This is a genomic window from Flavisolibacter nicotianae, assembly GCF_003628535.1.
Taxonomy (GTDB): Bacteria; Bacteroidota; Bacteroidia; order Chitinophagales; family Chitinophagaceae; genus Flavisolibacter; species Flavisolibacter nicotianae.
This window is the reverse complement of record NZ_RBCI01000001.1, coordinates 609,724-636,135: the sequence shown is the minus strand read 5'-3', so window position 1 is coordinate 636,135 and position 26,412 is coordinate 609,724. Positions and strand designations below refer to the sequence as shown.

Below are 26,412 nucleotides of genomic sequence, written 5' to 3'. Positions count from 1 at the left end.
TCATCTGCACATGAAGAAAACTGCACTCTTAACCTGCATTGCTTTCTGTCTTTTCTCGCTGACGTCTTCTGCACAAATTACCAAAGGCTCGGTGCTGCTGGGCGGCGGCATCAGCGGTGGCAGAAATACAACGGAAAACAACAACCAGGAAAATAAGTATTCATCATTGGCTTTGTATCCCAGCATTGGCCTGGCTGTAAAAGAGAATACTGTTACAGGGTTGCGCCTTTCATATTCCCATTCAAAATCAGGTCCGGATAACAGTTCTTACAAACAGGAACAAAAGAGCTATGGCGCCGGCTTGTTTTACAGAAAGTATAAGAGCCTGGGCAAGCAATTTTATTTGTTTGGTGAAGGAGCTGCGTATTACATCCATAGCGAACTAACCAACAAAATGCCGGACTTTATGTCCACGCAGAAAATGGGTAGCATCGGCCTAAATTTTTACCCCGGTGTGGCCTATGCCGTTAGCAGGAAAATTCATCTTGAAGCAGGCCTGAACAACCTGGTTGACCTGTCCTACAATGAAAACAAAACAGTAACGTCGTCACTAGGAGGCACGACAACGAGCAAAGGTTCCGGATTTGGGTTTTCCACCAATGTCAGCACCGCGTCGCCTCTTACGATCGGGTTCCGTTTTGTGCTTGGAAAATAAACGGCGGTAGTTTCCCCGTATTTTTTAAAGGCTCTTATGCTTCACTGGCGTGAGAGCCTTTTTTGTGTCGGAAGGAAAGGCCGTGTGAGGTGGGATGTTTTTGTTCACGAAAGCCAGCGGCCACCGTTTGTGCATGACGCGAAACCACAGCGGCGGAATGGTGGCCAGGATCATCATGCCGGGATAGCCGGTGGGCATTTGCGGTGAATTGTCGTGATGGCGCAGCACCTGGTATTTACGGCTGGCCAGGTAGTGATGATCGCTGTGGCGGCTCAGTTCAAACAGCATCACGCGGCCGATGACATGGTTGCTGTTCCAGCTATGTACCGGCTGCGCTCTTTCGTATTTTCCACCGGCAATCTGTTGGCGTTGCAAACCGTAATGCTCAATGTAGTTGACGGTTTCCAAGAGCAAAATACCCTGGCCTGCCGCCACGAAAAACAGGAGGGTGGTGAGTCCGCCGAAAAAGAAAAAAATGACCGAAACAAAAAGAACTTGCACCAGTTGAAACCGGATCATTTCGTTGTGCAGCGAAAAAACCTTGTGTCCTTTTTTCTGCGCATCCCGGGCCGCAATTCGCCAGGCGCTGACATAGCTGAAAACAATGGAACGAACATGAAAGGCATAGAGTGCCTCCCCGTAGCGTGCACTGCTGGGGTCTTCCGGTGTTGCCACCCGTTTGTGATGGCCCTTGTTGTGTTCAATAAAAAAATGCATGTACAGGGATGTCAGCAACAGCAGCTTCGCCAGCAGTTGTTCGCCGCGGTTGCTGCGGTGGCCCAGTTCGTGGCCCACGTTGATGCCAAAGGTTCCGCAGAGCAATCCCATCACGAGTGTCTTTCCCATTACGTCTACCCATGGCTGCATGGTATACGTGATATTGTACAGGAACAACGCCAGGGCGGCGTATTGCAGCGGCACGATCAGGTACAGCAGGTAGTCGTACCAGCGGTTGCGCTTCGCCAGTTCTTCCTCCGCTTCGGAAAGGTTGGACGCATCGGGACGAAGGAAAAGCTCCAGCAGGGGAATGATGGCCCAGGCATAAATCAAAGGGAGCCACACACCAAAGCCATGTCCCAGGAAGCCGGTGAGGGCACCGAAATACAACAGGCAAGGCGACAAATATTTAAATGCACGAACTGGCATGGCGGCTTTTTCAAAGCTAAAAAAAATAATGGGCCGGATCCGGCGTTACTACTAAAAGCCGGTTAAACGTTCCGGTATCTTTCCGGTCAGACACCTACTTCATTTTGCCATGATCTCGAACCAATTGAAAAATCAGCACCTCATGTGGCGTGCCGGCTTCGGCCCGGCGGCCAGCCAGTTGGCGCAGTTGCAAACACTTGCACCATCACAGCTTTACAAGGCCCTGCAAAAGGCTTCGGCCAATTCGCCTGCCTCTCTCGATGCCACCGACGATTACCTCAAAGGCCTGTTCAAGGGAATCCAGGAAGAAGGGGTGCGCCAGATGCTCGACAAGGAAGAGCGCCGCAACATCCAGCAGCAAACAAAGCAGGCGGTCAAGGGATTGAACCTCCTGTGGCTGGATGAAATGGTGAATGCCAATGCGCAGTTGCGGGAAAAGATGGCGTTCTTCTGGCATGGCCATTTTGCATCCCGCAACCTGAATGTTTTTTACCAGCAGCAACTGCTGGATGTGATCCGGCAAAATGCATTGGGAAGCTTCCGGGATTTGCTGCACGGCGTCTCCAAAAGCGCGGCCATGCTGAATTTTTTGAATGCGCAGCAAAACCGCAAGGGGCATCCCAACGAAAACTTTGCCCGCGAGGTGATGGAACTGTTTACCCTGGGTCGTGGCAATTATACAGAGAACGATATCAAGGAAGCGGCACGTGCCTTTACCGGCTGGGGTGCCAACCTGCAGGGTGATTTTGTCTTCCGCAAATTCCAGCACGATACAGGCACGAAAACCGTGTTGGGCCATACCGGCAATTTTGTTGGCGAAAACATTCTCGATATCCTGTTGCAACAGAAGCAGGCCGCGAGGTTTATCACCCAAAAGATCTACCGTTTTTTTGTCAATGATTCCGTTGACCAGGCAAAGGTTGACTGGCTCGCAGAGCGCTTCTTTCAGCACGATTATAACATCGGCGGCCTGATGGAAGACATCTTCACATCGGACTGGTTTTACGAGGAAAAAAATATCGGGGCAAAAATCAAGAGCCCCATTGAACTGATTGCAGGTATCCGCCGCATGCTGCCCATGGAAATTGAAAATGCCGATGCACAATTACTTGTGCAACGGCTCCTTGGGCAAATGCTTTTTTATCCGCCCAATGTGGCTGGCTGGCCCGGCGGGAAAACATGGATTGATTCATCGACCCTGATGTTCCGCCTGCGCCTGCCGCAACTGATCTCCGACAATGATGAACTCAACGTTCGTCCCAAAAGCGACGACGACCAGATGATGGGGCGGATGGACGAAGGCAATGCGATGGTGAGTTCCAAAAAAGCCGTCGGTAAAATCGGGAGGCCGATCAGGGCCGTGGTTGACTGGAGCACCTATGTGAAAAACTTTGATTCCACACCGAAAGAAAAACTGGTGGATGTGATGAATGGTTCCCTGCTGCAGGTGACGCCGGCGTTCGGCAGCAACCTTATCCAGCAATATGCCGACAGCAGCAGCCGCGAGGCCTTTGTGAAAAGCGCCACGCTGCAGATCATGAGCACACCGGAATACCAACTCTGTTAAAACAGCTTCAGGCGACAAGCCGCAAGCTGCAAGCCTTTGTTCATTTGCTTGTAGCGTGTAGCCTGAAGCCGGAAGCCTCAAAAAATACCTATGCTAATCAAAAGAAGAGAATTTCTTCAGGCAGGCTCCCTGGCCACCGCCTCCTTCCTGGTGCCGAAATTTTTAAAGGCCTTCGACGGTGCACCATTTGTGCCCCCCGGCAACAAGGTGGTCGTGGTGCTGCAACTCAGTGGCGGTAACGATGGCCTGAATACCGTTATCCCGGTACGCAACGATATTTACTACCGTTCGCGTCCAAAGCTGGGTATCCAGCGTAGCAATGCCGTGTCGGTAACCGATGAAGTGGGACTGCATCCGGCACTGACAGCGTTTGCCGATGCCTTCCACGATGGCTCGCTGGGCATTCTGAATAACGTGGGTTATCCCAACCCGGACCGTTCGCATTTTCGCAGCATGGATATCTGGCACACCGCCAGCAAAAGCAATGAGTATGTTTCGTCGGGCTGGATCGGCCGTTACCTCGATGCGCAGTGCAACGGTTGCGACAAGCCGACACAGGCCCTGGAGATCGACGATGTTCTGAGCCTGGCATTGAAGGGCGAAAAGGAGAACGGCCTTGCGCTGAAAGATCCGCGGCGTCTTTATGGGACCAGCAATGAAAAATTTTTCAAAGACATTGCGGCCAACCATGCCGGTCATCACGACGAGCAGCCGGTGGACTACCTGTACAAGACCATGGCCAACACCCTTTCATCGGCCGATTATATTTTCAAACAATCGAAGCTGCATCCCTCCACCGCCGATTATCCCAACACGGAACTGGGCAAAAATTTAAAGACGATTGCGTCGCTGATTTTTTCCGATATCAACACCAAAGTCTATTATGTTTCGCTGGGAAGCTTTGACACCCACATCAACCAGGAAGCGCAGCAGCAACGGCTGTTCAAGGAAATGAACGATGCGGTCGCGTCTTTTGTCAAAGACCTGAAAGCAGCCGGCCGGTTCAACGACGTGCTGTTTTTTACCTTTTCAGAATTTGGCCGGCGGGTTTCGCAAAATGCCAGCGGCGGCACCGATCATGGCACGGCCAACAACATGTTCCTGCTGAGTGGCGGCCTGAAAGAAAAAGGGATTTTGAACGCTCTTCCCGATCTGAACGATTTGGACGAAGGTGACCTGAAGTACAACGTCGATTTCAAAAATGTCTATGCAACCGTATTGAATAAATGGTTACATTCAGATGACCAAAAGATACTAGGCCGTAACTACGAAAAACTGACATTTATCTAATAGACCGTGAAAAAAATATCAGTAAGGAAAAGGCTGCCTCTTGCAGGTGGCCTTTTTGTTGGAAAGAAAAATGCCCTATCCGGCGATAAGGCATTTTCCAGGGCAGCGCGGACCGTATGATCCCGGCTTTCAGGAATAAATTTCACAAGCGGTGAAAAGGCTGTTTACGAAATAAAACAAGATGATGAAAATTCCGGGATCTCGCCCCGGGCACAGGCTGCCTGCGAAGACCCCGGATGAACGGACAAAGAAAAATGCCGTATGACCTCATACGGCATTTTTCTTTGAAGTACTCTTACGAATCTTCTTTTCAATTACAGGACCTGTCGCAGGCTATTTAGAATTTGACCAATAGGCGAGTAGGATTTGCTTGCATCTCATTAACCCAATATCCAATAACCCAGTATCTAAATATCCAACATCGGCAACCCTCCACCCCTACCGGCTTACGTCAATCTGTTCGCCTGCCTTGACCTTACTGGTGGCAACCCGGTAAAGAATAAAGGCCATCAGGCCAAAGAAAAGAACGCCCAGCCATTTGTATCCTTGTTCACCAAGGCCACCCGATAGCGCATCTTCCGCACTCAGTTTTTGCAAACCAGCGTTGGTGTTTTCAAACGCGGATAAAAAGGCCACGATCACGCCGGCCAGTGCACCACCGGCCACCAGGCCTGTTGCAAACAGGTTGCCTTTTCCAAGGTCTTCTTCTTCCGGTGCCGCAGCCGCTTCCCCTTTTTTCTTTTGCCGCCATTCGGCAATTCCCCGGATGGCGCCACCGATAAAGATAGGCAGCGTGGTGGAAAGCGGCAGGTAGGTACCAACCGCGAAGGAAAGCGATTTGATGCCACATAATTCCAGCGTAATGGCAATGAACACACCGACCAGTACAAACTGCCAGTCGAGGTTGAAGGAAAGGATTCCTTTGATGAGCGTTGCCATCAGCGTGCCCTGTGGAGCCGGGTAGGCATCGGTACCAATGGCGTGCTGGATTCCCTGGCGGGCCATTTCAGCGGTTGGCGTATCCAATATTTTTACCGTTGCACCGATGGCCAGCGACGACACAATAGCGCCGATGAAAAGAGCAATCTGCTGGTATTTTGGCGTGGCGCCGACGATATAGCCTGTTTTTAAATCCTGTGAGGTTCCACCTGCGTTTGCCGCCGCAATACAGATCATGCCGCCAACCACCAGGGCCATCGGCTCGTAAAAATAGCCGGTCCATTTTACGGCAATGAATACCAGGCAGGTTCCCATCAGCGTAGCGATGGTCATGCCGCTGATCGGGTTGTTGGAAGAACCGATCAAACCCACAATGCGGGATGAAACCGTTACGAAGAAGGCACCAAAGATGATCACCAATAAACCAAGCAGCAACTTGCTCCCGATATTTTGCCCTGGAATTAACGTAGAAGGCATCAACGCGACGCACAGAACAAGAATCAAACTGCCAATGCCTACTACTTTGATGGAAAGGTCCCGGTCTGTTCGTTTCACTGCTTCATCCGCGCCTTCGATACCGCTTTTCTTAATGGAGCCAATACTGCTCCTGAACGAAGAAATGATTGTCGGAATGGTTTTGATCAGCGTAATGAAGCCGCCGGCCGCCACCGCACCGGCCCCGATCTGCCGCACATAGGCACGGTAGATGGCTGTTGTCCAGTCGGCAAAATTGTGTGTGACCGGGTCCCATCCGCCGGGACCACCCGCAGTGCCTACGCTTTTCAAATAACCCAGCTTGGCCAGTTGGGCAGCGATAACATCGGCCGGCACCAGCGATGCAAGCAAGGGAATAAAGACAAACCAGCTTAGCACACCACCGGCTACCAGCACACCCGCAATGCGGGGACCGATAATATAACCCACACCCAGGTATTCCGGCGTGATCTCGCCGCTGATTTTTGCCGACGGAAAAAAGCGCTGTGTTTGCCGCGTGGCAAATTCCGGCGTTTCGGCAATCACGTGCAGGACTTTTTGCAGCAGTGCATACACACCGGCAACACCCAGTCCGAGGAAGGCCGTCCGGGCAATGTCGCCGCCCTTTTCACCGGCTTTCAGCACCGATGCGCAGGCTGTGCCTTCGGGGTAGGGAAGGGTGCCGTGTTCTTTTACAATCAACGAACGGCGCAGGGGAATCATCATCAATGTACCGAGGATGCCGCCGAAGATGGCCAGCACCAGGATGGTAAAATAGTTGAAGTAGTCGCCGCTTTTGGCTTCGCTCAGAAACAAAAAACCGGGCAGCGTAAACACCACGCCGGCCGCAATGCTTTCGCCGGCCGAACCAGTGGTTTGGATGATGTTGTTTTCGAGGATGGTTGTTTTCAAAAACGCTTTGCTCAGGGCAATAGCCAAAACGGCAATAGGAATAGAGGCACTTACCGTTAAACCGGCTTTCAGCGCCAGGTACACGGTGGCAGCGCCAAAAATGATCCCAAAGATGGAACCTGTGACGATGGACTTGAGGGTGAATTCAGCAACCTTTTTCTCTGCAGGAATAAATGGTTTGAACGTCTCTGTTGTTTCGGCCATAAAATGGATTTGGTTGGGCTAAATGTAAGAAGAAAGCAAGTGGTAAGCTGCGAGTAGCGAGTAGCCGTTTTATGCAGGCTGTTTTCCTAACAAAAAACCTCCGGCGTTTGCTGGAGGTTTTTTTGTTGGAATGAATGTTGAACCTTGATGGCTACTCGCCACTGGCCATTCACTACTTGCTGGTCTATGCCGATCCGGTTTTCTCCCGCACGATTTCGTTGAGCGATTTCAGCCGGGAGTAGATCAGGATACCGCCGATAAACGCCGCGACCACCAGGATGAGGAAGAAGATTTTTTTGTCGGAGAAATCATCCCAGTAACTGGTCATGATACCGGCGATCTTTCCGCCGATGGAGGTCGACAAAAACCAGCCACCCATCAGCAGGGCGGTTAGCCGTGCCGGTGCCAGTTTGGAAACCAGTGAAAGACCAATCGGGCTTAAAAAAATTTCACTGACGGTAAACACACCGTAAGTCATCCACAGCCAGATCGGCGATGTTTTGTGCGTATACACAGAAGGCACGGACATCACGGCAAACACCATCACCAGCGCCGAGAGCCCGCAGATAAACAGGGCCATGCCGAACTTGGAAGCCGTAGACGGTTCTTTGCCTTTCGTACGCAGGTAGCTGAAGAACGGTACGAAGATGAGCGTCAGGGCCACAATGAACAGCGGGTTGATGGACTGGAACAGCTCCGTGTTCATCAGTTTCACCTCATTGCCTCCGGGCCGCTGATCCGGCGGTACGTTGTTGAAATAAGGATCAGGACCCTGCACCTGCACCACCTTGCTGGCGGTATCGATGCGGTTGCCGTTGGCGGTAATGCCGAAGATTGTTTTCACGGTTTCCTGCTTCTCGCCAGCCTGTTTGACTTCCATCATAGAATCCAAACGAACAATGGGACTCCCATCCTTTACCTCCACCAGTTGCGCATCCACCTTGTTCACCCAGCGGGGCTTGTCGCTGACGGTTTGCAGGGCGCCGATGGAGCCGGTAATTTTTTGCGTGGTTGGCGACAGGGTTCTGTCCGTATATTTTTCGGCCCACAGCGTATACGCCGTGGAGTTCAGGTTGTAAATTGTCCAAAAGACAACAGAAATGGCAAAGATGAAAAGCAGGGCACCGATCCCTTTTTTGTCCTGTCCTTTTGCCCGTACATACAGGGAAACATAAAACGCGATCACCGGCAGACAGGCAAAGATGAAGGCGTCACTCGCCTGCGATCCCATGAGGGGTTTGTGAAAAAGAAGGGTGGGCAAAAACCAGCCGATGATAGCGGCAATGATGGCCGGTAGAAACACCACGCCAAAGATTTTGCTGGTGGGCATGTCTTCCCGCTGCACCGCCTTTTTTACATCGCCTTCGCGAACCTTGCTCAGGTTCATGGCGAGGACGATCAGGCCGATGATCAGGCCCACGCCGGCGGCTGCAAACGCATAGCCCCAGCCGTATTTGTTGCGCAGGTAGGCCGCCACGAAATTGCAGATGAATGCACCGACGTTGATGCCCATGTAAAAGATGTTGTAGGCGTTGTCCTTCAGTGGCCGCAATTCTTCACGGTTGTAAATGTTGCCGAGAAGCGTGGAAATGTTGGGTTTGAAAAAACCGTTGCCGACAATGATCATCCCCAGTGAAACAAATAAGGCCGTGTTGCCGGGAATGGAAAGACCAAAATAACCCAGCGCCATCAGGCTGCCACCCAGGAAGATGGACTTGATGTAGCCGAGGTGACGGTCGGCAAGCAGGCCGCCAATGAACGGCGTAAGGTAAACCAGGGCAATAAAGCTGCCCACGATATCGGCGCCGAGATCCTGCGAAAGACCTTTGCCGCCGGTTTTGTCATCAATCAGGTACAGAAGCAGAATGCCCACCATCAGGTAGTAAGCAAAGCGCTCCCACATTTCGGTCAGAAAGAGAACATACAGGGCCCGCGGGTGCCTGGCTTTAGTGGGTGTACTGCCTAAAACATCCTTTTTTTCCATGTGTTTAATTTAGTAAATGAATCGGTAGACTCGGGAAACTATGAATGGCTCAAAATACGTGAATTTACCTTTCCAAAAACCGCTTTCACTTTTGTTCCGATATTCGCACCGCGTTAATCAAGGCTTATGACTATTCTCTTACTTGGCTCCGGTGGCAGGGAACATGCACTTGCCTGGAAACTCTCGCAGAGCAAGCATTGCTCCAAACTGTTCATTGCACCCGGCAACACCGGCACGGCACAGTGCGGAATTAACATGCCCTTTGTAGTCACCGATTTCGAGGCCATCCGCCAGTGCTGCCTCGACAACGAAATCGACATGGTCATTATAGGCCCGGAAGAACCGCTGGTAAAAGGCCTGGTGGATTACCTGAAGACAGAACTCGATCCCGAACTTCTTCTTATCGGTCCTTCCAAAGAAGCAGCCCAACTCGAAGGAAGCAAAGCCTACGCAAAAGCCTTTATGCAGCGGCACAACATTCCCACGGCTGCGTACCAGGAATTCACGAAAGAAAATTTTGCGGATGGCGTGGCTTACCTGCAACAGCATGCGCTGCCCATTGTTTTAAAAGCCGATGGACTGGCGGCCGGGAAAGGTGTGATCATCAGCCAAAGCCGCGAAGAAGCCCTTGCTGAATTTGAAGCGATGATCCGGCAGGCAAAGTTTGGTGAAGCGAGCCAGCGGGTAGTGGTGGAAGAATTTTTATCGGGCATCGAGCTATCGGTTTTTGTGCTCACCGACGGACGGAATTATTTGCTGCTGCCCGAAGCCAAGGATTACAAGCGCATTGGCGAAGGCGATACAGGATTGAACACCGGCGGCATGGGCGCCGTGAGCCCGGTGCCGTTTGCCGATGACGCTTTTATGCAAAAGGTGATCTCGAAAGTTGTGGAACCGACCATCCGGGGATTGGAAATCGACAACCTCGATTACAAAGGCTTTGTGTTTTTTGGTTTGATCAAAGTGGGTGATGAACCCTACGTGATCGAATACAACTGCCGCATGGGCGATCCCGAAACCGAAGTGGTCATCCCGCGAATCAAGAACGATTTGGTGGAACTCCTGGAAGCCACCGCGAAAGGTGCGTTAACAAACTTGTCCATCGAAAAAGATCCCCGCTTTGCCACAACGATCGTCGCTGTCAGCGGCGGTTATCCCGAAGATTTTCAGAAGGGATTTGAAATAAAAGGACTGGAGGCTTCTACGGCGGATGGCATTGTGTTTCATGCGGGCACCAAGGCGGCCGACGGCAAAATCGTCACCAGTGGCGGACGGGTGCTTTGCGCCACCGCACTGGCCGAAAGCCTGCAGGAAGCGCTTGCCAAAAGCAAGGCACAACTGCAACAAATCGACTTCGAAAAAATGTATTACCGCACCGATATCGGTTATGAATTTGTGCAGGAAAAACCGTGACGGTTTTGTTTCAGCGCATTTCAGATGAACGGAATGCAATAGAAAAGGCAGGATTTGTCCTGCCTTTTCTCTTCACCCAATTACCGCTTATTGTTTTTTCTCGGCTACAATTTTGTACACCTTGCCGGTGGTGCCGGCCGGGCCCAGTCGTTGTGAACCCAGTACGTAAACCTCGCCGCCTGAGTCCTGGCCAAAGCCTTTGATAAAATTCCCGATGTTGTCGGCGCCAAAGCTTTTGAACGTCAGCTTGTCGTAGCTCCACAACCCGTGCCCGGCCGGGTTGCTGGCATAGACCTCACCCCTTGGAGTGAAGTTTGATGAAAAATTGCCGAAGATATATTTGCCTTCCATGCCCGGAATGGAATGGCCGCGGTAAACATAGCCCGCCACGATCACCACGAAATGCCCGCCTTCCGGGTTCGCCGCGTTGGGCGCCTGGATCACCGGGTCGATCAATTGGTTGCCATACACATCCCTGTCCGGGCAACTCGAAAGTTCGGTTAACTCGTTGGCCGCATTGAAACAGGCCGTTCCTTCTTTCACGTTCCAGCCGTAGTTGCCGCCTTTGGTCACTTCGCTGATCTCTTCGTATAAACTTTGACCGGCATCACCCACCAGCAGGCTTTGCGAACCGCTCATGTCGAACGAAAAACGATAGGGGTTGCGGAAACCGTATGCCCAGATTTCATCCAGGCCCGGTTTGCCCACAAACGGATTGCTCTGGGGAATAGCGTAATTTTTCCCTCCGCCGGATGCATTCACATCGATCCGCAAAATGTTGCCCATCAGGTTTTGTTCGATGTCCTGTCCATTGCCACCTGCATTGGCCGCGTACCAGTCTTCCACATGCCCGGGGCCAAGGTCATTTTTGTTGCCACCGTCGCCGATGGAAATATAGAGATAGCCATCCGGACCAAAAGCGATCGTCCCGCCGTTGTGGTTGGCCTGCGGGTGCGGCTCCTGCAGAATTTTCCTTTCCGAACCCAGGTTGGCCAGGTTGGGATTGGCTGCGGAAACGGTAAACTCGGAAATGGTCGTGGTGTTGTCCCATGTCATCGGCAAATTCGTGTTGCCTGCGTTGGTCGTGGGCCCGCCAGGGGGTGGCGGCGCGGTGTAAAAAAGATAAAACTTCCCGTTGCTCTTGTAGTCGGGGTGGAATGCCAGGCCAAGCAATCCTCTTTCGTCGTACCCTGCCCGTAAGGGCACCATTTTGCCGGCCGGGAATTCGAGGAAGGGCTGGGCCAGCTTTTGCCCATTGGCATCAATGATCCAGATTTTACCGATCTGGTCCACCACAAACAGTCGGTGCGAACCATCGGGTGGCTCTGCGAGGGTGATGGGCGACACAAAATTGTCGGCCATTAGTTGCAGGTCCAGGTCCCGCGAAGGATTGGTGCCGTTCTTTGATGTTGCCGTTGCATCGCCGGTTGCGGTGCCGGCATCTGTTTTTTTGCAGCCTTCGACTGCCAGCCAGCAAAACAGTACCAGCAGCAGGCTGCGAATCAGGACATGTCCTTGCTTTGTTTTTTGTTTGAACTGCATACGTTCAATTTTAAGGTGAGGAAATAAAAGCGGCCGGATAGCATGGCGTTTTCAATGGGGCTGGTTAGCGTGGTGTTTTCATAGCGGGTGAACAGGGGAGGTGGCCTGGTCATTTTTCCCGTGGGCTTTTCCGTATTCACAGACGTAAGCATTGGTCAAAGTCCGGGAGCAAAATGTAATCGGCGGAAAAGAAAAGTATGTATTGGGGTGAGTGCGACCTGTTGCGTAAGAAACTTCGTCATCTTTGCGGCGAACAAAAATCACCGGCATTTTTATGACAGACGTTCACTACCACGATTATTTGCAACTGGATAAAATACTTGCAGCGCAAACGCTTGAAAGCGATAAACACAACGCCTCCGCACACGACGAAATGCTGTTCATCATCATTCACCAGGCCTATGAGCTTTGGTTCAAGCAACTGCATTTCGAAGTGGATTCGCTGCACGGGATCATGCGCAAGCCGTCTTTAAATGATAATTCGCCGGAACTGCAAACCGTTGTACACCGGCTGAACCGGATGGGCGTAATCCTGCGTGTGCTGGTGCACCAGATCGATATCCTGGAAACAATGACACCTATGGATTTTTTGGACTTCCGCGACATGCTGCGGCCGGCGTCGGGCTTTCAAAGCTGGCAGTTCAAGCTACTGGAGGCAAAGCTGGGACTGAAGTTTGATTATCGCCATGGCAAGGAATATTACACCTCGCAGTTGCGGCAAGAGCATGTTGTAATGATCAAGAAAGCGGAAAGTGAACAGTCGTTTCTGCAGTTGGTTAATGACTGGCTGGAGCGGATGCCTTTGGCCCCCCCGCCCCCCAGGGGGGGAGTGGCCGAAGCACAGAGCCCGCTTGAACATGACACTGATGCACTGGCGGAAGAGGAAGCAGAATACAGAACAGCCGATCCAATGAACTACGGATTGCTCAAACAAATTGTGAAAGAACATCGGAGCAAACCGACGCAGGCAGAGGATGCTCTCTGGCAGCAATTGCGGGAGAAGCAATTGGCGAACTACAAGTTCAGAAGGCAACATATCATTGGCAATTATATAGCCGATTTTGTTTGCCTGCCGGAGAAACTGGTTGTCGAAGTGGACGGCCTTATTCACCAGTTGCCGGCAAACAAAGAAAGTGATGAAGCACGAACACAGTGGCTTCAAAGCAAGGGGTATCGCGTTGTGCGGTTTACAAATGAAGAGATTACTCATCGTTTAGATCAGGTCCTAAACAAAATTCTTCAAGCCTTAAAAAATAATAGCCGCCAAAGTAAAACGAGCATAAGCGAGGCCGGTGCGTATGCCACTCCCCCCTCGGGGGGGTGGGGGGCTTTTGATTTTTGGATGGCGTACAAAGAGGCGTACGAAAACAGTTTGGCCGAAGCCGAGAAAAATAACCTCGAAGCGTTTGATGAAGTCTTCATTCAGCAGCGTGAATCGCATTATACTTTTTCCGCGAAGGCCAACCGCGCCGCTTTGTTCATTATGCTTTACCGCGGCTACCCTTTGCTGCAATTGCCGTTTCAGTTGCTGAATAATTTGCTGGATATCGACGAACAGCTCAGCACCTGGCGGCACCGTCACATGAACATGGTGCACCGCATGATCGGTACCCGCATTGGCACGGGTGGCAGCAGCGGAAAAGATTACCTGAAAGCTGCTGCAGACAAGCATTACATCTTCAAGGAAATTGCGCAGCTCACCTCGTTCTTGATCGAGCGAAGAAGGCTGCCGCAATTGCCGAAAGAGGTAGAACGAAAGCTGGGTTTTGCGGTGGAAGATTGATTGTAAAATTCTCTCGCAACAAATTGTATTTTGGGCAATCTTCTGAAAAGCAAAATCTGACTGCCTATGGCCTTTCACATTCTCCGGGTTTACTTTAAAGCCGCTGTATTGGTGCCATTTTACCTTGCCTGCTTCATTGGATTTTTTATCGTAGGTGGTATCTGGATACATGGAGATTATAGCTGGCAGCTTGTTGCCGAAAACAGCTTCTGCCAGGCCCTGCTGAAAAATGTATTCTTTTCGGGCCTTACAGGCATGCTTACGCTTTCAGCGTTTTTGAATTGTTACCGTAAAGTCGCATACAGCTTGTTCTTTAGCTTGCTGGCATGGATGCTTTTGCCTTATAGTTTTATTGCTTTCCTGCTTATCCATGAAGTCAATTGGGCTGCAATGAGCCCACCGCAGGCTGGCATGTTTGAGGGAGTTTACTTGCTCGTTCTTTGCTTTTTCCACGTCATTGGCATCATCATTAGCTACCAGGATTTTAGGGCGACGGTTGTTTTGAATATCGCGGAAGAAAGAGAAAGGCTGTCTGCGCAGCAAAAGGAAAACACCCTTTCATTGTAACGATGTTTCCGGGTTCAAAACCTGCCGCTGCCGTTCTCTCAACGGCTTGTTTGCTTGTACACCGGCGTTTTGATATCGTGGTAAAACAAAAACGTCCAGCCTTCGTCGTTGCCCCGCTTCCACCAGTCCTGCCTGTAGGCCACGGCTTTGTCCGGGTCGTAATCGTATTTGGTTTTGTAGCGGATCTTCATTTGCTGGAGTTGGGGCGCCACGTCGCCACCAAAGAAGATCGTTTCGCCGCCTTCTTTGATCCAGAAAGCCTGGTGGTGCGGTGAGTGGGCGCCGGTATGCTGGTAAAAAATATAGTCATCGATCACGCCTTCGTCATCACGCAGGAGGTGCACCTGGTGGTGGTCTTTCAGGATCTCAATCTCGTCCGGGTGAAAAGACGGTAAGCCCTTCTCCAGCGCAAAATTCAGTTCCCGTTCCTGTACGTAATACGTGGCTTCGGGAAACGACAGCCATTGCCGGTTGGGCCCAAAGGCAACGCCGCCTGTGTGGTCCTTGTGCAGGTGCGACATTAAAACTTTGGTTACCTCGGCCGGGTTGATGCCGGCTGCTTTCAAATTTTTATGGATCTGCAGCTCACCATTGCTGTCGCTGAAACCCAGGCCCGCATCCAGCACCAAAACATCTCTTGCCGTCACCACGGCAAACGGCTGGATCTCCACCAACAGGCTTCCTACCGGTCGGTCCTGCAGTTCGTGCAGGTCTTCGTCAAAAGGAACAAAGAGTTTGGTTTTGTCAATGGTAAACGAACCTTCGGAAAGCGGGATAATCTTCATAAAAAAGTTGTTTGCAAAGGTATCGAGTTACCGCAGCACCATTTGTCGGTCGGCATCAAGCCTGATGAGAACAAACAGCAGGATCGAAAAGGTCAGCAGCGAGGTGCCGCCATAGCTGATAAACGGCAACGGGATTCCAATCACCGGTGCCAACCCGATGGTCATGCAGATATTGATGACGATGTGAAAGAAAAAGACCGCGGCCACGCCGTAGGCATAACACCGGCTGAACACACTGCGCTGCCGCTCGGCCATGGCAATAATGCGAAACAGCAGCAACAGGTAAATCAGCAACACGGCTGTTGTGCCCACAAAGCCAAAGCCTTCGCCGATGGTGCAAAAGATAAAGTCGGTGCGCTGCTCGGGCACAAAATCGTAACGGGTCTGCGTGCCTTTGAGCAGGCCTTTGCCGATCACGCCGCCGGAGCCAATAGCGATCTTGGATTGCTTTACGTTATAGTCGGTGTCTTTGGGTTTGCCGGCTGCGGCCTGCCCGAATTCTTTTCTGTGCGCCTGGATATATTCCGGCGGCACTTCGCGGCCCACGGTGCTGAAGATGCGTTCCACCTGGTAAAGCTTCAGCATGTGCTTGAAGAAATACGGCACACCAACGCCCACAAAACCCATGCTCAGGAGCCAGAGAAAAATCACCGGGACGATGGACAAAATGCGCCGGCGGTTGCGCTGAAACACGATAAACGAGATAACGATGGCCAGGGCCGAAAGCACGATCAGGAGCACTTTGGTTTCCATCAGCAGGGCGCACACAACGATTACGCCGACCAAAAAGCCGATCACCAGGATGGTGGACGGGAGGCCTTCGCGGTACATCACGAGAAAGAAGGAGAAATAAACCAGCGCCAGGCCTGTTTCGCTTTGCAAAAGGCACATCGCTGCCGGGAAAAGTGTAATGGCGGCAGCGATCAGTTGCGAGCGGGTTTTGGAAAAATCAAGATCGGGTAGTGAAAGGTATTTGGCCAGTGCAAGGCACACGAAGACCTTGCAAAAATCGGCCGGCTGAAACTGGAACCCGCCAAAGCGAATGATGGATTCTGTTCCCTTTACCCGTGAGTGAAAGGGAAACACCAGGAGCAGCATGACAATGCCAACCGCATAAAACAGGTTGGCTGTGGCCGGGAAAAATTTGCTGTCGGTGAGCAGGATAAAAATGCCCAGCACCGCGGCGATAAAAAAATAATAAAGCTGTTTGCTGTAATCGGTTTTGAAGCCAAAAAAAGTGGCCACCATGGGATCGCCGTCTTTATAGGTCACGCCAAAGATGGCCATGATGCCGATGCCGACGAGCAAAAGGTAGATCCAAACAAGACTCCAATCGATGCTTCTGGAAAAGCTGCTTTCTTTTCTGGCCATTATGCTAAGGTCCTCCGCTTTTTTACCAACCATTCCTCGTTCCACAGCTCTTCGCGGTGAAGGTAGCCAATGCGCTGCTCCGGCGCTGCCGGCGGGGCTTCGGGTTTGGGTGTAACCGGTTTCGGGGTTACCGGCCGGGTTGTTTTCACGGTGTCTTTTTTGGTTGCTGCTGCGCGGCGGAAAAATTTCTTGATGTAGGTGCTGTCTTTCGTCAGGTGAAAATAATAGTAGGCACGGGACGAATCGGCTTTGTATTGTTCCCTTGCCAGCCACGAAGGCATCAGCGAGGCACTGCCGATCCGTTCCACTTCCTTCACCCGCTCGGGGCGAAGCGAATCGGTCAGGTATTTTTCGATCAGCAGTGAAGCCATCGGGGCGGCCCAGGTGGCGCCGAAGCCGGCATTCTCTACCACCACGGCAACCGCAATCTTTGGGTTCTCCCGGGGTGCAAAGGCCACGAACATCGAGTTGTCTTTCAGCTTTGTCCGCACGCCGTCGATCACCCGGTAGTTTTCGGCCGTACCGGTTTTTGCACAGATGCTGATGCCGGGAATTTGGGCCACTCGTGCCGTTCCTGCATCCACAACGTCCTGCATGCCGGCATGCACTGTTTCGTAGTCTTCGTTGGAAATGTGCGTCAGCACTTCGTGCTTCCGGCGGTACCGGTTCAGGAGCGTGTCGTCTTTGGTTTCGTTTTCGATGTCCTTTACAAAATGCGGCGTGTAGTAATAGCCTTTGTTGGCCACAATGCAGGTGGCGTTGGCCATCTGCAGCGGCGTTACCAGCATCATGTCCTGGCCAATGCCCAGGGTGACGTTGGTGCAGGAGTTCCAGGAGCCGCGGTACACTTTGTTGTACACCGACGTGTCCGGAATGTTTCCCTTGTCTTCGCTTGGCAGGTCCACGCCCAGCGGCGCACCGTAACCAAAATGATTCATGTATTCTTTCCATTTGGCGTAGCCCTTTTTCACACCGCCCATACGGGGGTTGTCGACCGTTACCCGGTACGCCATCGAGAAAAACGAGTTGCAGGAATTGGCAATGGCAAGGCGAAGGTTGGCCGCATGTCCGGCCCATTTCTCCGTACAGCGAACGGGCCTGGCACAACCGTAATAGGCACCCGAGCAGCCAATGCCGCTTTGCGGCGTGATCACGCCTTCATCAAGCCCGATGAGGGCGCCCAGGGGCTTGTAGGTAGAACCGGCCGGGTACTGGCCCTTGATGGCGCGGTTGAGCAGCGGGCCGGAAACATCGAGGACCAGGCGGGAATAGTTCTTTTGTTTTTCCGAGCCGCTCAGTTCATTGGGATTGTAATCGGGTCCTGAAACCATGGCCAGGATGCCGCCGGTTTGGGGTTCGAGGGCCACGATCGCACCGACCTTGTTTTGCAGCAGTTTTTCAGCCAACTGCTGCAGTTCGGCATCGACATAGGTATTCAGTGCCCTTCCGGCAGCAGGTTGTTCGTCCAGTTCACCATTCTCGAAGCGGCCCACCAGCTTGTTGCGGTTGTCTTTGATCCAGTACTGGATACCGCGTTTTCCCATCAGCACTTTTTCGTACGAGGCCTCCATTCCCGAACGGCCCACGTAGTCGCCCGACTGGTAAAAGCCTTCCGAGCGGGCAATGATGCCCGAGTCCACTTCGCCGATATAGCCCACAAAATGGCCACCGACGCTAAACGGGAAATTGCGCACAGGACGGTCCTGGAGGTAAAACCCGTTGCCCAGGCGCCAACTGTTTTCTTCCAGGCGGGCATGTTTTTCCGGCGACAACAGGGCTTCGAAAACCGAGGCCCTCGAACGGCCGTTCTTCACGATGGCCGAGAGCATCCGCTCCTTGAATTCGGTGGTGTCGATCTCCAGCAACTGGCAGATGTAGGTTGTATCGATGCCGCGGGCTTCGGAAGGAATCACCATCAGGTCGGTCATCTGCGTATTGGTAACGAGCGCCTTGCCTTTGCGGTCGTAGATGATCCCCCGGGGCGGGTAAACGATCTTTTTGAAAATGGCATTCTCCTGCGCCAGCCGCTGGTACTTGCTGCTCATCACCTGTAGGGTGAAAAGCCGCCCGATGATCACCAGGAAGGCAATGGCGAAGATGATGCGAACGATATAGCTTCTGGATTGTGTGAAAACAGACATAGGTTATTGCGAAAGCCGTAGCGGGAAGAAAACGGGCTTCTGTTGCAAAAATGCTGAAGGTTTGGGGAAAGGCAAGAGAAAAGCAAAAAGAATTAATAAATTTTTCGCAGGCGAAAGGCTTTCAACAAACAAACACAAATTTGAACCGCAGAAGGGATCAGAACAAAAAAACAGGTGAACAGGGAATGATGAAGGTCGACGTGCTTCCGGTTCATCTTTCCTTTCAAGCTGCAGACGGTCTGCGATTCGAAAAGAAGGGCGAACAGCGGATTCCGCTTCTGCCAGCCTTGTTCGCCTGGTCTTTTGTCTGGTATTAGTCTCGTCCCTCAACCTTCATCCTAATCTCAACCTTCCCTTCCTTGTTCTCGCCTGTTCGATATTCCCTCTGTTTTCTACCTTCGTGGCCAGCAAAATGTCTGAATGATGGCTTTGATTTTACCGGTGGAAGGGACTTTTCCCAAATGGGGCGACGGTTGTTTTATTGCGCCCAACTGCACCATTGTGGGCGACGTGGAAATGGGCGATGAATGCAGCGTGTGGTTCAACGCGGTTGTGCGGGGAGATGTCAACAGCATCCGCATGGGCAATAAAGTCAATGTGCAGGACGGGGCCGTGATCCATTGCACCTACAAGCGTACGAAAACCATCCTTGGCAACAATGTTTCCATCGGGCACAACGCCATTGTGCACGGCTGTAGGGTGCACGACAATGTACTGATCGGGATGGGGGCTATCGTGATGGATAATGCCGTGGTGCACAGCAACACCATCATTGCCGCCGGTGCCGTGGTGCTGGAGGGTACGGTTTGCGAAGGCGGCTCCATCTATGCCGGTGTGCCGGCCAAAAAAGTAAAGGAAATCCCTGTCGAAAAGGTGGAGGGAGAGATCAACCGGATCGCCAACAATTATGTTGGCTATGCCAAATGGTTTAGCGGGGCCAATGTTGCAAGTAAGGCAATTTGAGTCTACATTTATCGTTCATCCAGTAAACCCAATTCACATGAAAGCTTTTCGATTCACTCTCCTGCTCCTCTTGTTCACCGGCGTTCTTTCTTCCTGCAACGTCTGGAACCGTGTGTTCCCGCCCAAGTATGGCTGTGGCACCAATGGCAAAAACGTAGGGGCTGAAAAGCTGGTTGACGGAAGTTACCAGAAAAAACAGCCCAAGTTCAAGGACTGATTTTTGCTGCCTGTGCAACAAAATAATTTCTTCTGTTGTCTTGTAGTTGATGCACCATGTCCTTCACCATAATAAATCCTTTGCTATATGAGCCTTACCCTGCGAACAACACTCGGATACACGGAAGCCGTCATCGACGGCGACGGCGGTTTGAAGCGCTTCTACCAGATCGCTTCGGTTTTGAGCGATGAACTAAATGCCGCCTTTACCAACAAAGAAGACGATTTTGACGCCATTAGCTGGGCGTTTCACCTGAACCAGTACAACCTGACCTTGCAGTACAGCATTTACAACGGTATTTCGCTGTTTCCCACCAAGGCCACCGATGCCCGCAAGCGGGAAAACGAAGCCGTGGTGCAACTGGCCAATGTGCTGCAGGGGAAACTGTTGAACCTGGACATGCATCCCCGGTAACTTGATTGACTTAGGCGTGACATAAAAAAAGCCGCAGGTCGCTGCGGCTTTTTCTTTTCTGTTCTCCTTTAAACAATATTCCAAACCTCGTTTCCACGGAGGAGTTTGTCCAGGTCGGCCGGTTTTTTCTCCCGGGCAAAATCGATCTGCTGGGCCAGCACCGTTTCGTAGGTCGGCCGGGCAATCTGGTAAAATACGCCAAAAGGCCGCGGCAGGTGGCCTTCCACGCGGGGATCGTCGAACATCCGCGTAAGGATCTGGGCTTTGAACAGGTCGCCTTCGTCGTGCACCCACAGGTCATCGGTACTGTGCCCGTTGTTCAGGTCAACGATAACCGGTTTGAATCCATCCAGCTTAATCCCTTTATCGCTGTTGGCGCCAAAGACCAACGGCTTTCCGTGTTCAACAAAAAGGGCGTTGTCGGCCTTGGTGCTTTTTTCCGTAAAGGCTTCAAATGCACCGTCGTTAAAGATGTTGCAGTTCTGGTAGATCTCCAGGAACGAAGCGCCTTTGTGGCCGTGAGCCCGCAGGAGCATGCTTTGCAGGTGTTTGGGATCGCGGTCCATGCTGCGGGCAATAAATGAAGCATCGGCACCAAGGGCCAGGGCCATCGGGTTGAACGGGTGGTCGATGGAGCCAAACGGTGTGCTCTTGGTTACTTTGTTTTCCTCCGAAGTGGGTGAATACTGGCCTTTTGTCAACCCATAGATCTGGTTGTTGAAAAGAAGCACGTTCACATCAAAATTGCGGCGCAGGAGGTGAATGGTATGATTGCCGCCAATGCTCAGCGCATCGCCGTCGCCGGTTACGATCCACACACTCAGGTCGGGACGGGCCGCCTTCAGCCCGCTGGCGATGGCCGTGGCCCTTCCGTGGATCGAGTGCATACCGTAAACGTTCATGTAGTAGGGAAAGCGCGACGAGCACCCGATGCCCGAAATAATGGCGATGTTCTCACGGGCTATGCCCAACGTCGGCATCACCTTTTGCACCTGTGCAAGAATGGAATAATCGCCGCAGCCGGGGCACCACCGCACTTCCTGGTCGGTGGCAAAATCTTTCGCGGTAAGGGCTGGCTTATTGACAGTAGCTGTTTCCATATTGATTCTCGAACGCAGAAACGGGGAATAAAGCGTCGTAAAGGAGACGGGCTGCCATTCCGCGTTTGCTGTTTTTATTTAAAGATAACTTTTATTTATTTTTTGGCAATCCCGAGTAAAGAACAAGCATTGCCAGTGCCTACGGGTATTTTTCTTTACTGATTTGTCTGTTCCTTGTTCGTCAGTTCTTCCCAGTACTCAGCTGCCCTTCTTGTGTGAGGGATAACGATCGTTCCGCCCACAATATTGGCCACGGCAAAGATCTCGTATAGCTGCTCGGTGGTCACACCCTGCTCGTAGCTTTTGCCCAAATGATATTTGATGCAGTCGTCGCAGCGAAGCACCATGCTGGCCACGAGCCCCAGCATTTCCTTGGTTTTTTTGTCCAGGGCGCCTTCTTCGTAGGTGTTGGTGTCCAGGTTCCAGAGACGCTTCATCACAAGATTGTTCTTGCTGAGGATAACCTCGTTCATTTTCTCCCTGTACTCATTGAATTCGGTAATCAATCCGGCCATGTTGTTCGTTTGAGCCGGCAAATTTACGAAGCGGTCCGCGGGAAAGAGACAAGAAGGAGACGGGGCAGCGTGATTTATCCATTTTGACGCTAACTTTAACGCTTTCTGCTTTAGCCCCGCTAGAACAGATGTCAATTAACACCAACTGAAAAAAGGAACTTCCATGAAAAAGACCTTTCTTGTTATTCTTGCCTTTGTGGGACTGGTAGCGCTTTCCTGTGCCGTGACCAAAACGACCGGCGGAGACGGCCATTCATCGTACAAAAACCTGAAGGTTCTCCCCAAAGACATCACCCACGAGCAAATGGACAGCGTGATGCATCATTTTACCGGCTCTCTCAACGTCAAATGCAATTTCTGCCATGTGCGCAACGAAGAGAAAAAAGAGATGGACTGGGCGGCCGACGATAACAAGCACAAACTTGTGGCCCGCCAGATGCTGACCATGACCAACGACCTGAACAAAAAATATTTTAACCTCACCGGTTCGGCCATGAACATTTCCACGCCGCTCATGGTCACCTGTTTTACCTGCCACCACGGTTCCACAGAGCCGTCCACCAACCCGCCCAAGCAGGAGCGGCCGCAACAACGTCCGCCGCAGGATACCACCAAACGAAACGGATAAACCATGGAAGCAACATTTGATTTTGGCATGATCGGCATTGGCGTCATGGGCAGCAACCTGCTGCTCAATATGGCCGATCATGGATTTTCGGTGATCGGCTACGACCTGAAACAGGAACGGGCCGATAAACTTGAAAGCGCCGCCTCGCCGGGCACTGTCGTCAAAGGCACAACCGATATCCAATTCATGATCCAGGGTTTGAAAAAACCCCGCAAGATCATGATGCTGGTGCCGGCCGGCAAACCCGTCGACGATGTCATCGCAACCCTTCTGCCGCTGCTGGAGGAAGGGGATATTGTAATCGACGGCGGTAACTCGTACTACAAGGACACGCAAAAGCGAATCGACTATCTTCAGCCCAAAGGCATCCACTTTTTCGGCATGGGCGTTTCGGGCGGCGAAGCCGGTGCCCGTTTTGGCCCCAGCATGATGCCCGGCGGCGACAAAGAGGCCTACCAATACCTGCAACCCATCCTGCAAGCCATTGCTGCCAAAGCCGACGGCAAATCCTGCGTTGCCTATATGGGCAACGGGGCGGCGGGTCATTACGTAAAAATGGTCCACAACGGCATCGAGTACGCGATGATGCAGTTGATCAGCGAAGCATACGACATCCTGAAACGCGGTGGCGGGTTTACCAACAACGATCTTCACTATGTCTTTGCCCGCTGGAACAGCGGTGGCCTGCAATCTTTCCTGATCCAGATCACGGCGGAAATTTTCCGGACGCTGGATACCGGTAACAACCAGGGAAAGAGTTATCTCGTGGATGCCATCCTCGACAAAGCCGGCTCCAAAGGCACAGGCAAATGGACCTCGCAGGATGCCATGGACCTCCCCGTTTCGATTCCCACGATAGATATGGCGGTTGCCATGCGGGATTTGTCGGTGTACAAAGACCAGCGGGTGAAGGCCGGGAAACTGTACCAGCCGCAAATCCAGAAGATCGACCTGTCTCCCGAGCAATTGACAGCCCTGGTGGAAGATGCGCTGGCCTTTTGTTTTGTGATGGCCTATGCGCAGGGACTGAGCCTTCTGGCCAAGGCTTCGGAAGCGTATAACATGCAAATCCCGCTGCCCGATGTGGTGACCATCTGGAAAGGCGGCTGCATCATCCGATCGGCCCTGCTCTACCAGTTCGACCGGGTGTTTGCTGCCGATGCAACGCTGCCCAACGTGTTGCTCGACGAAAGCATGGCGGGCTTCCTGAAGGAAAAAGAAAACGCCGTGCGGCAGGTGCTTTCACTTGCCATCGGGGCGAAAATCCCGGTTGCGGCCATGGGCAGTGCACTGGGTTATTTCGATGCCTTCTGCAGCGACCGCCTGCCCACGAACCTGATCCAGGCACAACGCGATTTTTTTGGCGCACATACTTACCAGCGCATCGACAAAGAAGGCGTTTTTCATACCGAATGGCACATGACTGAATAATAGTTCACCAGTTTGTATGTTCACGGGTTTGCCTGTTGTGCGTACTGCCATGCAGAAACCTATTTCGCAGGCAACCACCTGGTGAACATGTGAACCCGTGAACGTGTGAACTGAATAAAAAAGATTGATGATGGATACGGCACAAAAAGAAGTGAAGAAAGAGTCGACGGTAATTTTCATTTTCGGCGGCAGCGGCGACCTGGCCCACCGCAAACTCTTACCGGCCCTGTACAACCTCTTTCTGGACAACTATCTTCCCGAAAATTTTTTTATTGTCGGCATTGGAAGAACCGACTACACGGATATCACCTACCGCACGTTCATCAAAGAAGGTATCCAGGAGTTTTCGCGCCGCAAGAATAACCTCGAAGAGCACTGGCGAAACTTTTCCAAACACGTGGATTATCTCAAAGGCGATCTGTCGAAACAAACTGCCTACCAGCAAATGGCGAAGCTGGTGAAAGACAAAGCAGAGGAGTGGAAGCAGGAGGCCAACGCAGTATTCTACATGTCGGTGGCCCCCCAGATGGTGCCTATGATTGCAGAAAAGCTGCACCAAGCCGGGCTGACCACCAATCCCGCCCGGTCGCGGATGGTGTTTGAAAAACCTTTCGGGCACGACCTGAAAAGTGCCAAGGAACTGAACATCCAGTTGGGACAGATGTTCGAAGAGCGGCAGATTTACCGCATCGACCATTTCCTGGGAAAGGAAACCGTGCAGAATATCCTGGCGCTGCGCTTTGCCAACGCCCTTTTTGAGCCTGTCTGGAACAGCAATTACATCGACCATGTGCAGATCACCGCGGCCGAAGCCATCGGCATCGAAGGGCGGGGGTCCTATTACGAAGGTGCCGGCGCCCTACGGGATATGGTCCAAAACCACATCCTGCAAATGGTGTGCATGATCGCTATGGAGGCGCCGGTATCGTTTGCAGCCGATGAGATCCGGAACAAAAAGCTGGATGTTCTGAAAGCCATCCGCTGCTGGCGAAAAGACGCTGTGCACCGCAACGCCGTTCGTGGCCAGTACAGCGACGGATGGATCGACGGCGAAAAACTCATTGCCTACCGGCAGGAAAAAGGCGTGGCTGTTGATTCGCCGGTGGAAACCTTTGCCGCGGTGAAGTTTTATGTCGACAACTGGCGGTGGAAGAACGTGCCGTTTTATGTGCGTACCGGAAAGGCCATGACCACCAAAACAACGCTGATCGTGGTGCAGTTCAAACCGGCACCGCATTTTTCCTTCCCGGTGGAAGCCGGCGAAACCTGGCGCCCCAACCGGCTGGTGATCAGCATTCAGCCACAGATGGATATCCGCCTGCGTTTCCAGGCCAAGCAGCCCGGCCCCAAGATGGTGTTGCAGCCTGTGGACATGGTGTTCAACTACACCGATGCCTATGGCGATAGTGCGCCGGAAGCGTATGAAACGCTCTTGCAGGATGTGATCGAAGGCAACCCCACGCTGTTCATGCGGGCCGACCAGGTAGAAAGAGCCTGGGAGGTCATTCAGCCAATTTTGGATTCGTGGCAAACAAGGCCGCCGGTTGATTTTCCCAACTACACACCCGGCTCCTGGGGCCCCGAAGATGCAGAGGCGCTCATTGCAAAAGACGGACGGCACTGGACAACGCTGCCGAAAGATAAGTAGTTCACGAGTTCACGAGTTCGCAAGTTCACGGGTTCACGAGTTGGTGGAAAATGGTATGGGTTGTTCATTCAACTTGTGAACTCGTGAACCAGTGAACTTGTAAACTTAAACCCGCCCCCAGTTCTCGCCGCTTTTGATCCGGTACATGGTCATCTCGCTGACTGCGTATTTTTCGGCCATTTGCTTGATGGTAAGCCGGCGGTTTTTGTTGGCCAGCATTTCCTTGATGCGGCGTACCTGCGTGGCGGTCAGCTTCAGGCCCACTTCTCTTTCTGCCTGCTTTTTCTTGTAGGCAATTTTGGCGGGACTTTTTTGCTGGTGAAGAATCATCTCTTCCAACGTCGCCCATCGCAGGTTGCTGGCCCGGTTATCGAGCTTGTTGTGGTTTTTGTGGATGACGTACTTGTGTTTGGCCGAAGGCCGCTTGACGAACAGGCGGGCAATTTCGCGGTGGAGATACAAGGTGCTTTTGCGTTCGGGCCGATGCAGGTTCAGCGTGCGGTAGCCGGTGGTCAGTGAGCCGTTCAGCAACTTGCCATCTTCCAGCACATTTTGCTTATAACTGGCGAGCCGTCCTTGGGTAGAAATGGCGTAGCGATTGCGAAGGTCCCTGCTACCCTCGAAAACCAATTGCTTCCACACCTCACCCGGTAATTTCTTAATCATGGCGTAGGCTTTTTAGGCGAAAAAAAATGATGATCCGCTGCAAGCGCTACGCATACG

The 26,412-nt window shown here is 52.2% G+C and carries 22 protein-coding genes; 12 read left to right on the top strand and 10 right to left on the bottom strand.

Translation table 11 applies throughout. The features are described 5' to 3' along the window. The first annotated feature begins 10 nt into the window (after positions 1 to 10). Positions 11 to 655, top strand: a complete 645-nt coding sequence (locus D6024_RS02705; RefSeq protein ID WP_162944491.1) for a hypothetical protein — start codon at positions 11 to 13, stop codon at positions 653 to 655. Between the two features lie 24 nt (positions 656 to 679). On the opposite strand, the gene D6024_RS02700 is transcribed toward D6024_RS02705, so the two are convergent. Continuing rightward, positions 680 to 1,801, bottom strand: a complete 1,122-nt coding sequence (locus D6024_RS02700; RefSeq protein ID WP_121352721.1) for an alkane 1-monooxygenase — start codon at positions 1,799 to 1,801, stop codon at positions 680 to 682. Positions 1,802 to 1,943: 142 nt separating this feature from the next. Here D6024_RS02700 and D6024_RS02695 point away from each other — a divergent pair, with 142 nt between their 5' ends. Both D6024_RS02695 and D6024_RS02690 read left to right on the top strand, forming a co-directional pair. Next, positions 1,944 to 3,368, top strand: a complete 1,425-nt coding sequence (locus D6024_RS02695) for a DUF1800 domain-containing protein (protein WP_240409916.1) — start codon at positions 1,944 to 1,946, stop codon at positions 3,366 to 3,368. Positions 3,369 to 3,458: 90 nt separating this feature from the next. Then, positions 3,459 to 4,658: a DUF1501 domain-containing protein gene (locus D6024_RS02690; RefSeq protein WP_121352718.1), complete on the top strand. Its 1,200-nt coding sequence runs from the start codon at positions 3,459 to 3,461 to the stop codon at positions 4,656 to 4,658. A 438-nt stretch (positions 4,659 to 5,096) separates the two neighbouring features. Here the strand turns inward: D6024_RS02690 and D6024_RS02685 are convergent, their stop codons facing one another. Next, complete coding sequence (locus D6024_RS02685; protein WP_121352716.1) at positions 5,097 to 7,187, bottom strand: OPT family oligopeptide transporter; 2,091 nt, start codon at positions 7,185 to 7,187, stop codon at positions 5,097 to 5,099. A 184-nt stretch (positions 7,188 to 7,371) separates the two neighbouring features. Further along, on the bottom strand, positions 7,372 to 9,171 hold the full coding sequence (locus tag D6024_RS02680; RefSeq protein ID WP_121352713.1) for a peptide MFS transporter: 1,800 nt from the start codon (positions 9,169 to 9,171) through the stop codon (positions 7,372 to 7,374). Positions 9,172 to 9,297: 126 nt separating this feature from the next. On the opposite strand from D6024_RS02680, the gene purD reads away from it, so the two are divergent. Further along, a complete protein-coding gene (purD, locus tag D6024_RS02675; RefSeq protein ID WP_121352712.1) occupies positions 9,298 to 10,584 on the top strand; it encodes a phosphoribosylamine--glycine ligase in 1,287 nt (428 codons plus the stop codon). Between the two features lie 87 nt (positions 10,585 to 10,671). Here the strand turns inward: purD and D6024_RS02670 are convergent, their stop codons facing one another. Then, the gene (locus tag D6024_RS02670) at positions 10,672 to 12,126 is read right to left on the bottom strand and encodes a PQQ-dependent sugar dehydrogenase (protein ID WP_121352710.1); all 1,455 of its coding nucleotides are present in this window, start codon (positions 12,124 to 12,126) and stop codon (positions 10,672 to 10,674) included. A 274-nt stretch (positions 12,127 to 12,400) separates the two neighbouring features. Between D6024_RS02670 and D6024_RS27010 the strand changes: the two genes are divergently transcribed. Together D6024_RS27010 and D6024_RS02655 are read left to right on the top strand one after the other, a co-directional pair. Beyond that, positions 12,401 to 13,909 (top strand): tryptophan 2,3-dioxygenase family protein, encoded by a 1,509-nt coding sequence (locus D6024_RS27010; RefSeq protein WP_205573210.1) that lies wholly within the window; start codon positions 12,401 to 12,403, stop codon positions 13,907 to 13,909. 66 nt (positions 13,910 to 13,975) lie between these two features. Then, positions 13,976 to 14,476 carry a hypothetical protein gene (locus D6024_RS02655; protein WP_121352708.1) on the top strand — a complete coding sequence of 167 codons (501 nt, stop codon included), beginning with the start codon at positions 13,976 to 13,978 and terminating at the stop codon, positions 14,474 to 14,476. Positions 14,477 to 14,514: 38 nt separating this feature from the next. Here the strand turns inward: D6024_RS02655 and D6024_RS02650 are convergent, their stop codons facing one another. Genes D6024_RS02650 through mrdA form a run of 3 tightly spaced genes read right to left on the bottom strand, consistent with a single transcriptional unit; the run spans position 14,515 to position 18,773 of the window. After that, on the bottom strand, positions 14,515 to 15,261 hold the full coding sequence (locus tag D6024_RS02650) for an MBL fold metallo-hydrolase (protein WP_121352706.1): 747 nt from the start codon (positions 15,259 to 15,261) through the stop codon (positions 14,515 to 14,517). A gap of 27 nt (positions 15,262 to 15,288) precedes the next feature. Continuing rightward, positions 15,289 to 16,632, bottom strand: a complete 1,344-nt coding sequence (gene rodA, locus D6024_RS02645) for a rod shape-determining protein RodA (protein ID WP_121352704.1) — start codon at positions 16,630 to 16,632, stop codon at positions 15,289 to 15,291. Then, positions 16,632 to 18,773 (bottom strand): penicillin-binding protein 2, encoded by a 2,142-nt coding sequence (gene mrdA / locus D6024_RS02640; RefSeq protein WP_121352702.1) that lies wholly within the window; start codon positions 18,771 to 18,773, stop codon positions 16,632 to 16,634. Before mrdA ends, rodA begins: the two co-directional genes overlap by 1 nt. A 420-nt stretch (positions 18,774 to 19,193) precedes the next feature. Between mrdA and D6024_RS02630 the strand changes: the two genes are divergently transcribed. The 3 genes from D6024_RS02630 to D6024_RS02620 all read left to right on the top strand — a co-directional run bounded on the left by D6024_RS02630 (position 19,194) and on the right by D6024_RS02620 (position 20,367). After that, complete coding sequence (locus D6024_RS02630; protein WP_240409915.1) at positions 19,194 to 19,736, top strand: gamma carbonic anhydrase family protein; 543 nt, start codon at positions 19,194 to 19,196, stop codon at positions 19,734 to 19,736. 37 nt (positions 19,737 to 19,773) lie between these two features. Continuing rightward, positions 19,774 to 19,953, top strand: a complete 180-nt coding sequence (locus D6024_RS02625; protein WP_121352698.1) for a hypothetical protein — start codon at positions 19,774 to 19,776, stop codon at positions 19,951 to 19,953. A gap of 87 nt (positions 19,954 to 20,040) precedes the next feature. Further along, a complete protein-coding gene (locus tag D6024_RS02620) occupies positions 20,041 to 20,367 on the top strand; it encodes a hypothetical protein (RefSeq protein ID WP_121352696.1) in 327 nt (108 codons plus the stop codon). Between the two features lie 68 nt (positions 20,368 to 20,435). Here D6024_RS02620 and D6024_RS02615 read toward each other — a convergent pair whose 3' ends face one another. Both D6024_RS02615 and D6024_RS02610 read right to left on the bottom strand, forming a co-directional pair. Next, positions 20,436 to 21,467: a 2-oxoacid:ferredoxin oxidoreductase subunit beta gene (locus tag D6024_RS02615; protein ID WP_121352694.1), complete on the bottom strand. Its 1,032-nt coding sequence runs from the start codon at positions 21,465 to 21,467 to the stop codon at positions 20,436 to 20,438. Between the two features lie 155 nt (positions 21,468 to 21,622). Then, positions 21,623 to 21,982, bottom strand: a complete 360-nt coding sequence (locus D6024_RS02610; protein ID WP_121352692.1) for a carboxymuconolactone decarboxylase family protein — start codon at positions 21,980 to 21,982, stop codon at positions 21,623 to 21,625. Between the two features lie 163 nt (positions 21,983 to 22,145). On the opposite strand from D6024_RS02610, the gene D6024_RS02605 reads away from it, so the two are divergent. The 3 genes from D6024_RS02605 (at position 22,146) to zwf (ending at position 25,689) form a co-directional block, all read left to right on the top strand. Further along, positions 22,146 to 22,610 (top strand): c-type cytochrome, encoded by a 465-nt coding sequence (locus tag D6024_RS02605; RefSeq protein WP_121352690.1) that lies wholly within the window; start codon positions 22,146 to 22,148, stop codon positions 22,608 to 22,610. A 3-nt stretch (positions 22,611 to 22,613) separates the two neighbouring features. Beyond that, entirely contained in the window at positions 22,614 to 24,041 is a 1,428-nt protein-coding gene (gndA, locus tag D6024_RS02600) for an NADP-dependent phosphogluconate dehydrogenase (RefSeq protein WP_121352688.1), read from the top strand. A gap of 127 nt (positions 24,042 to 24,168) precedes the next feature. After that, positions 24,169 to 25,689, top strand: a complete 1,521-nt coding sequence (zwf, locus tag D6024_RS02595) for a glucose-6-phosphate dehydrogenase (protein ID WP_205573209.1) — start codon at positions 24,169 to 24,171, stop codon at positions 25,687 to 25,689. Positions 25,690 to 25,794: 105 nt separating this feature from the next. Here zwf and D6024_RS02590 read toward each other — a convergent pair whose 3' ends face one another. After that, positions 25,795 to 26,355: an NUMOD4 domain-containing protein gene (locus D6024_RS02590; RefSeq protein ID WP_121352684.1), complete on the bottom strand. Its 561-nt coding sequence runs from the start codon at positions 26,353 to 26,355 to the stop codon at positions 25,795 to 25,797. Between the last annotated feature and the right edge of the window lie 57 nt (positions 26,356 to 26,412).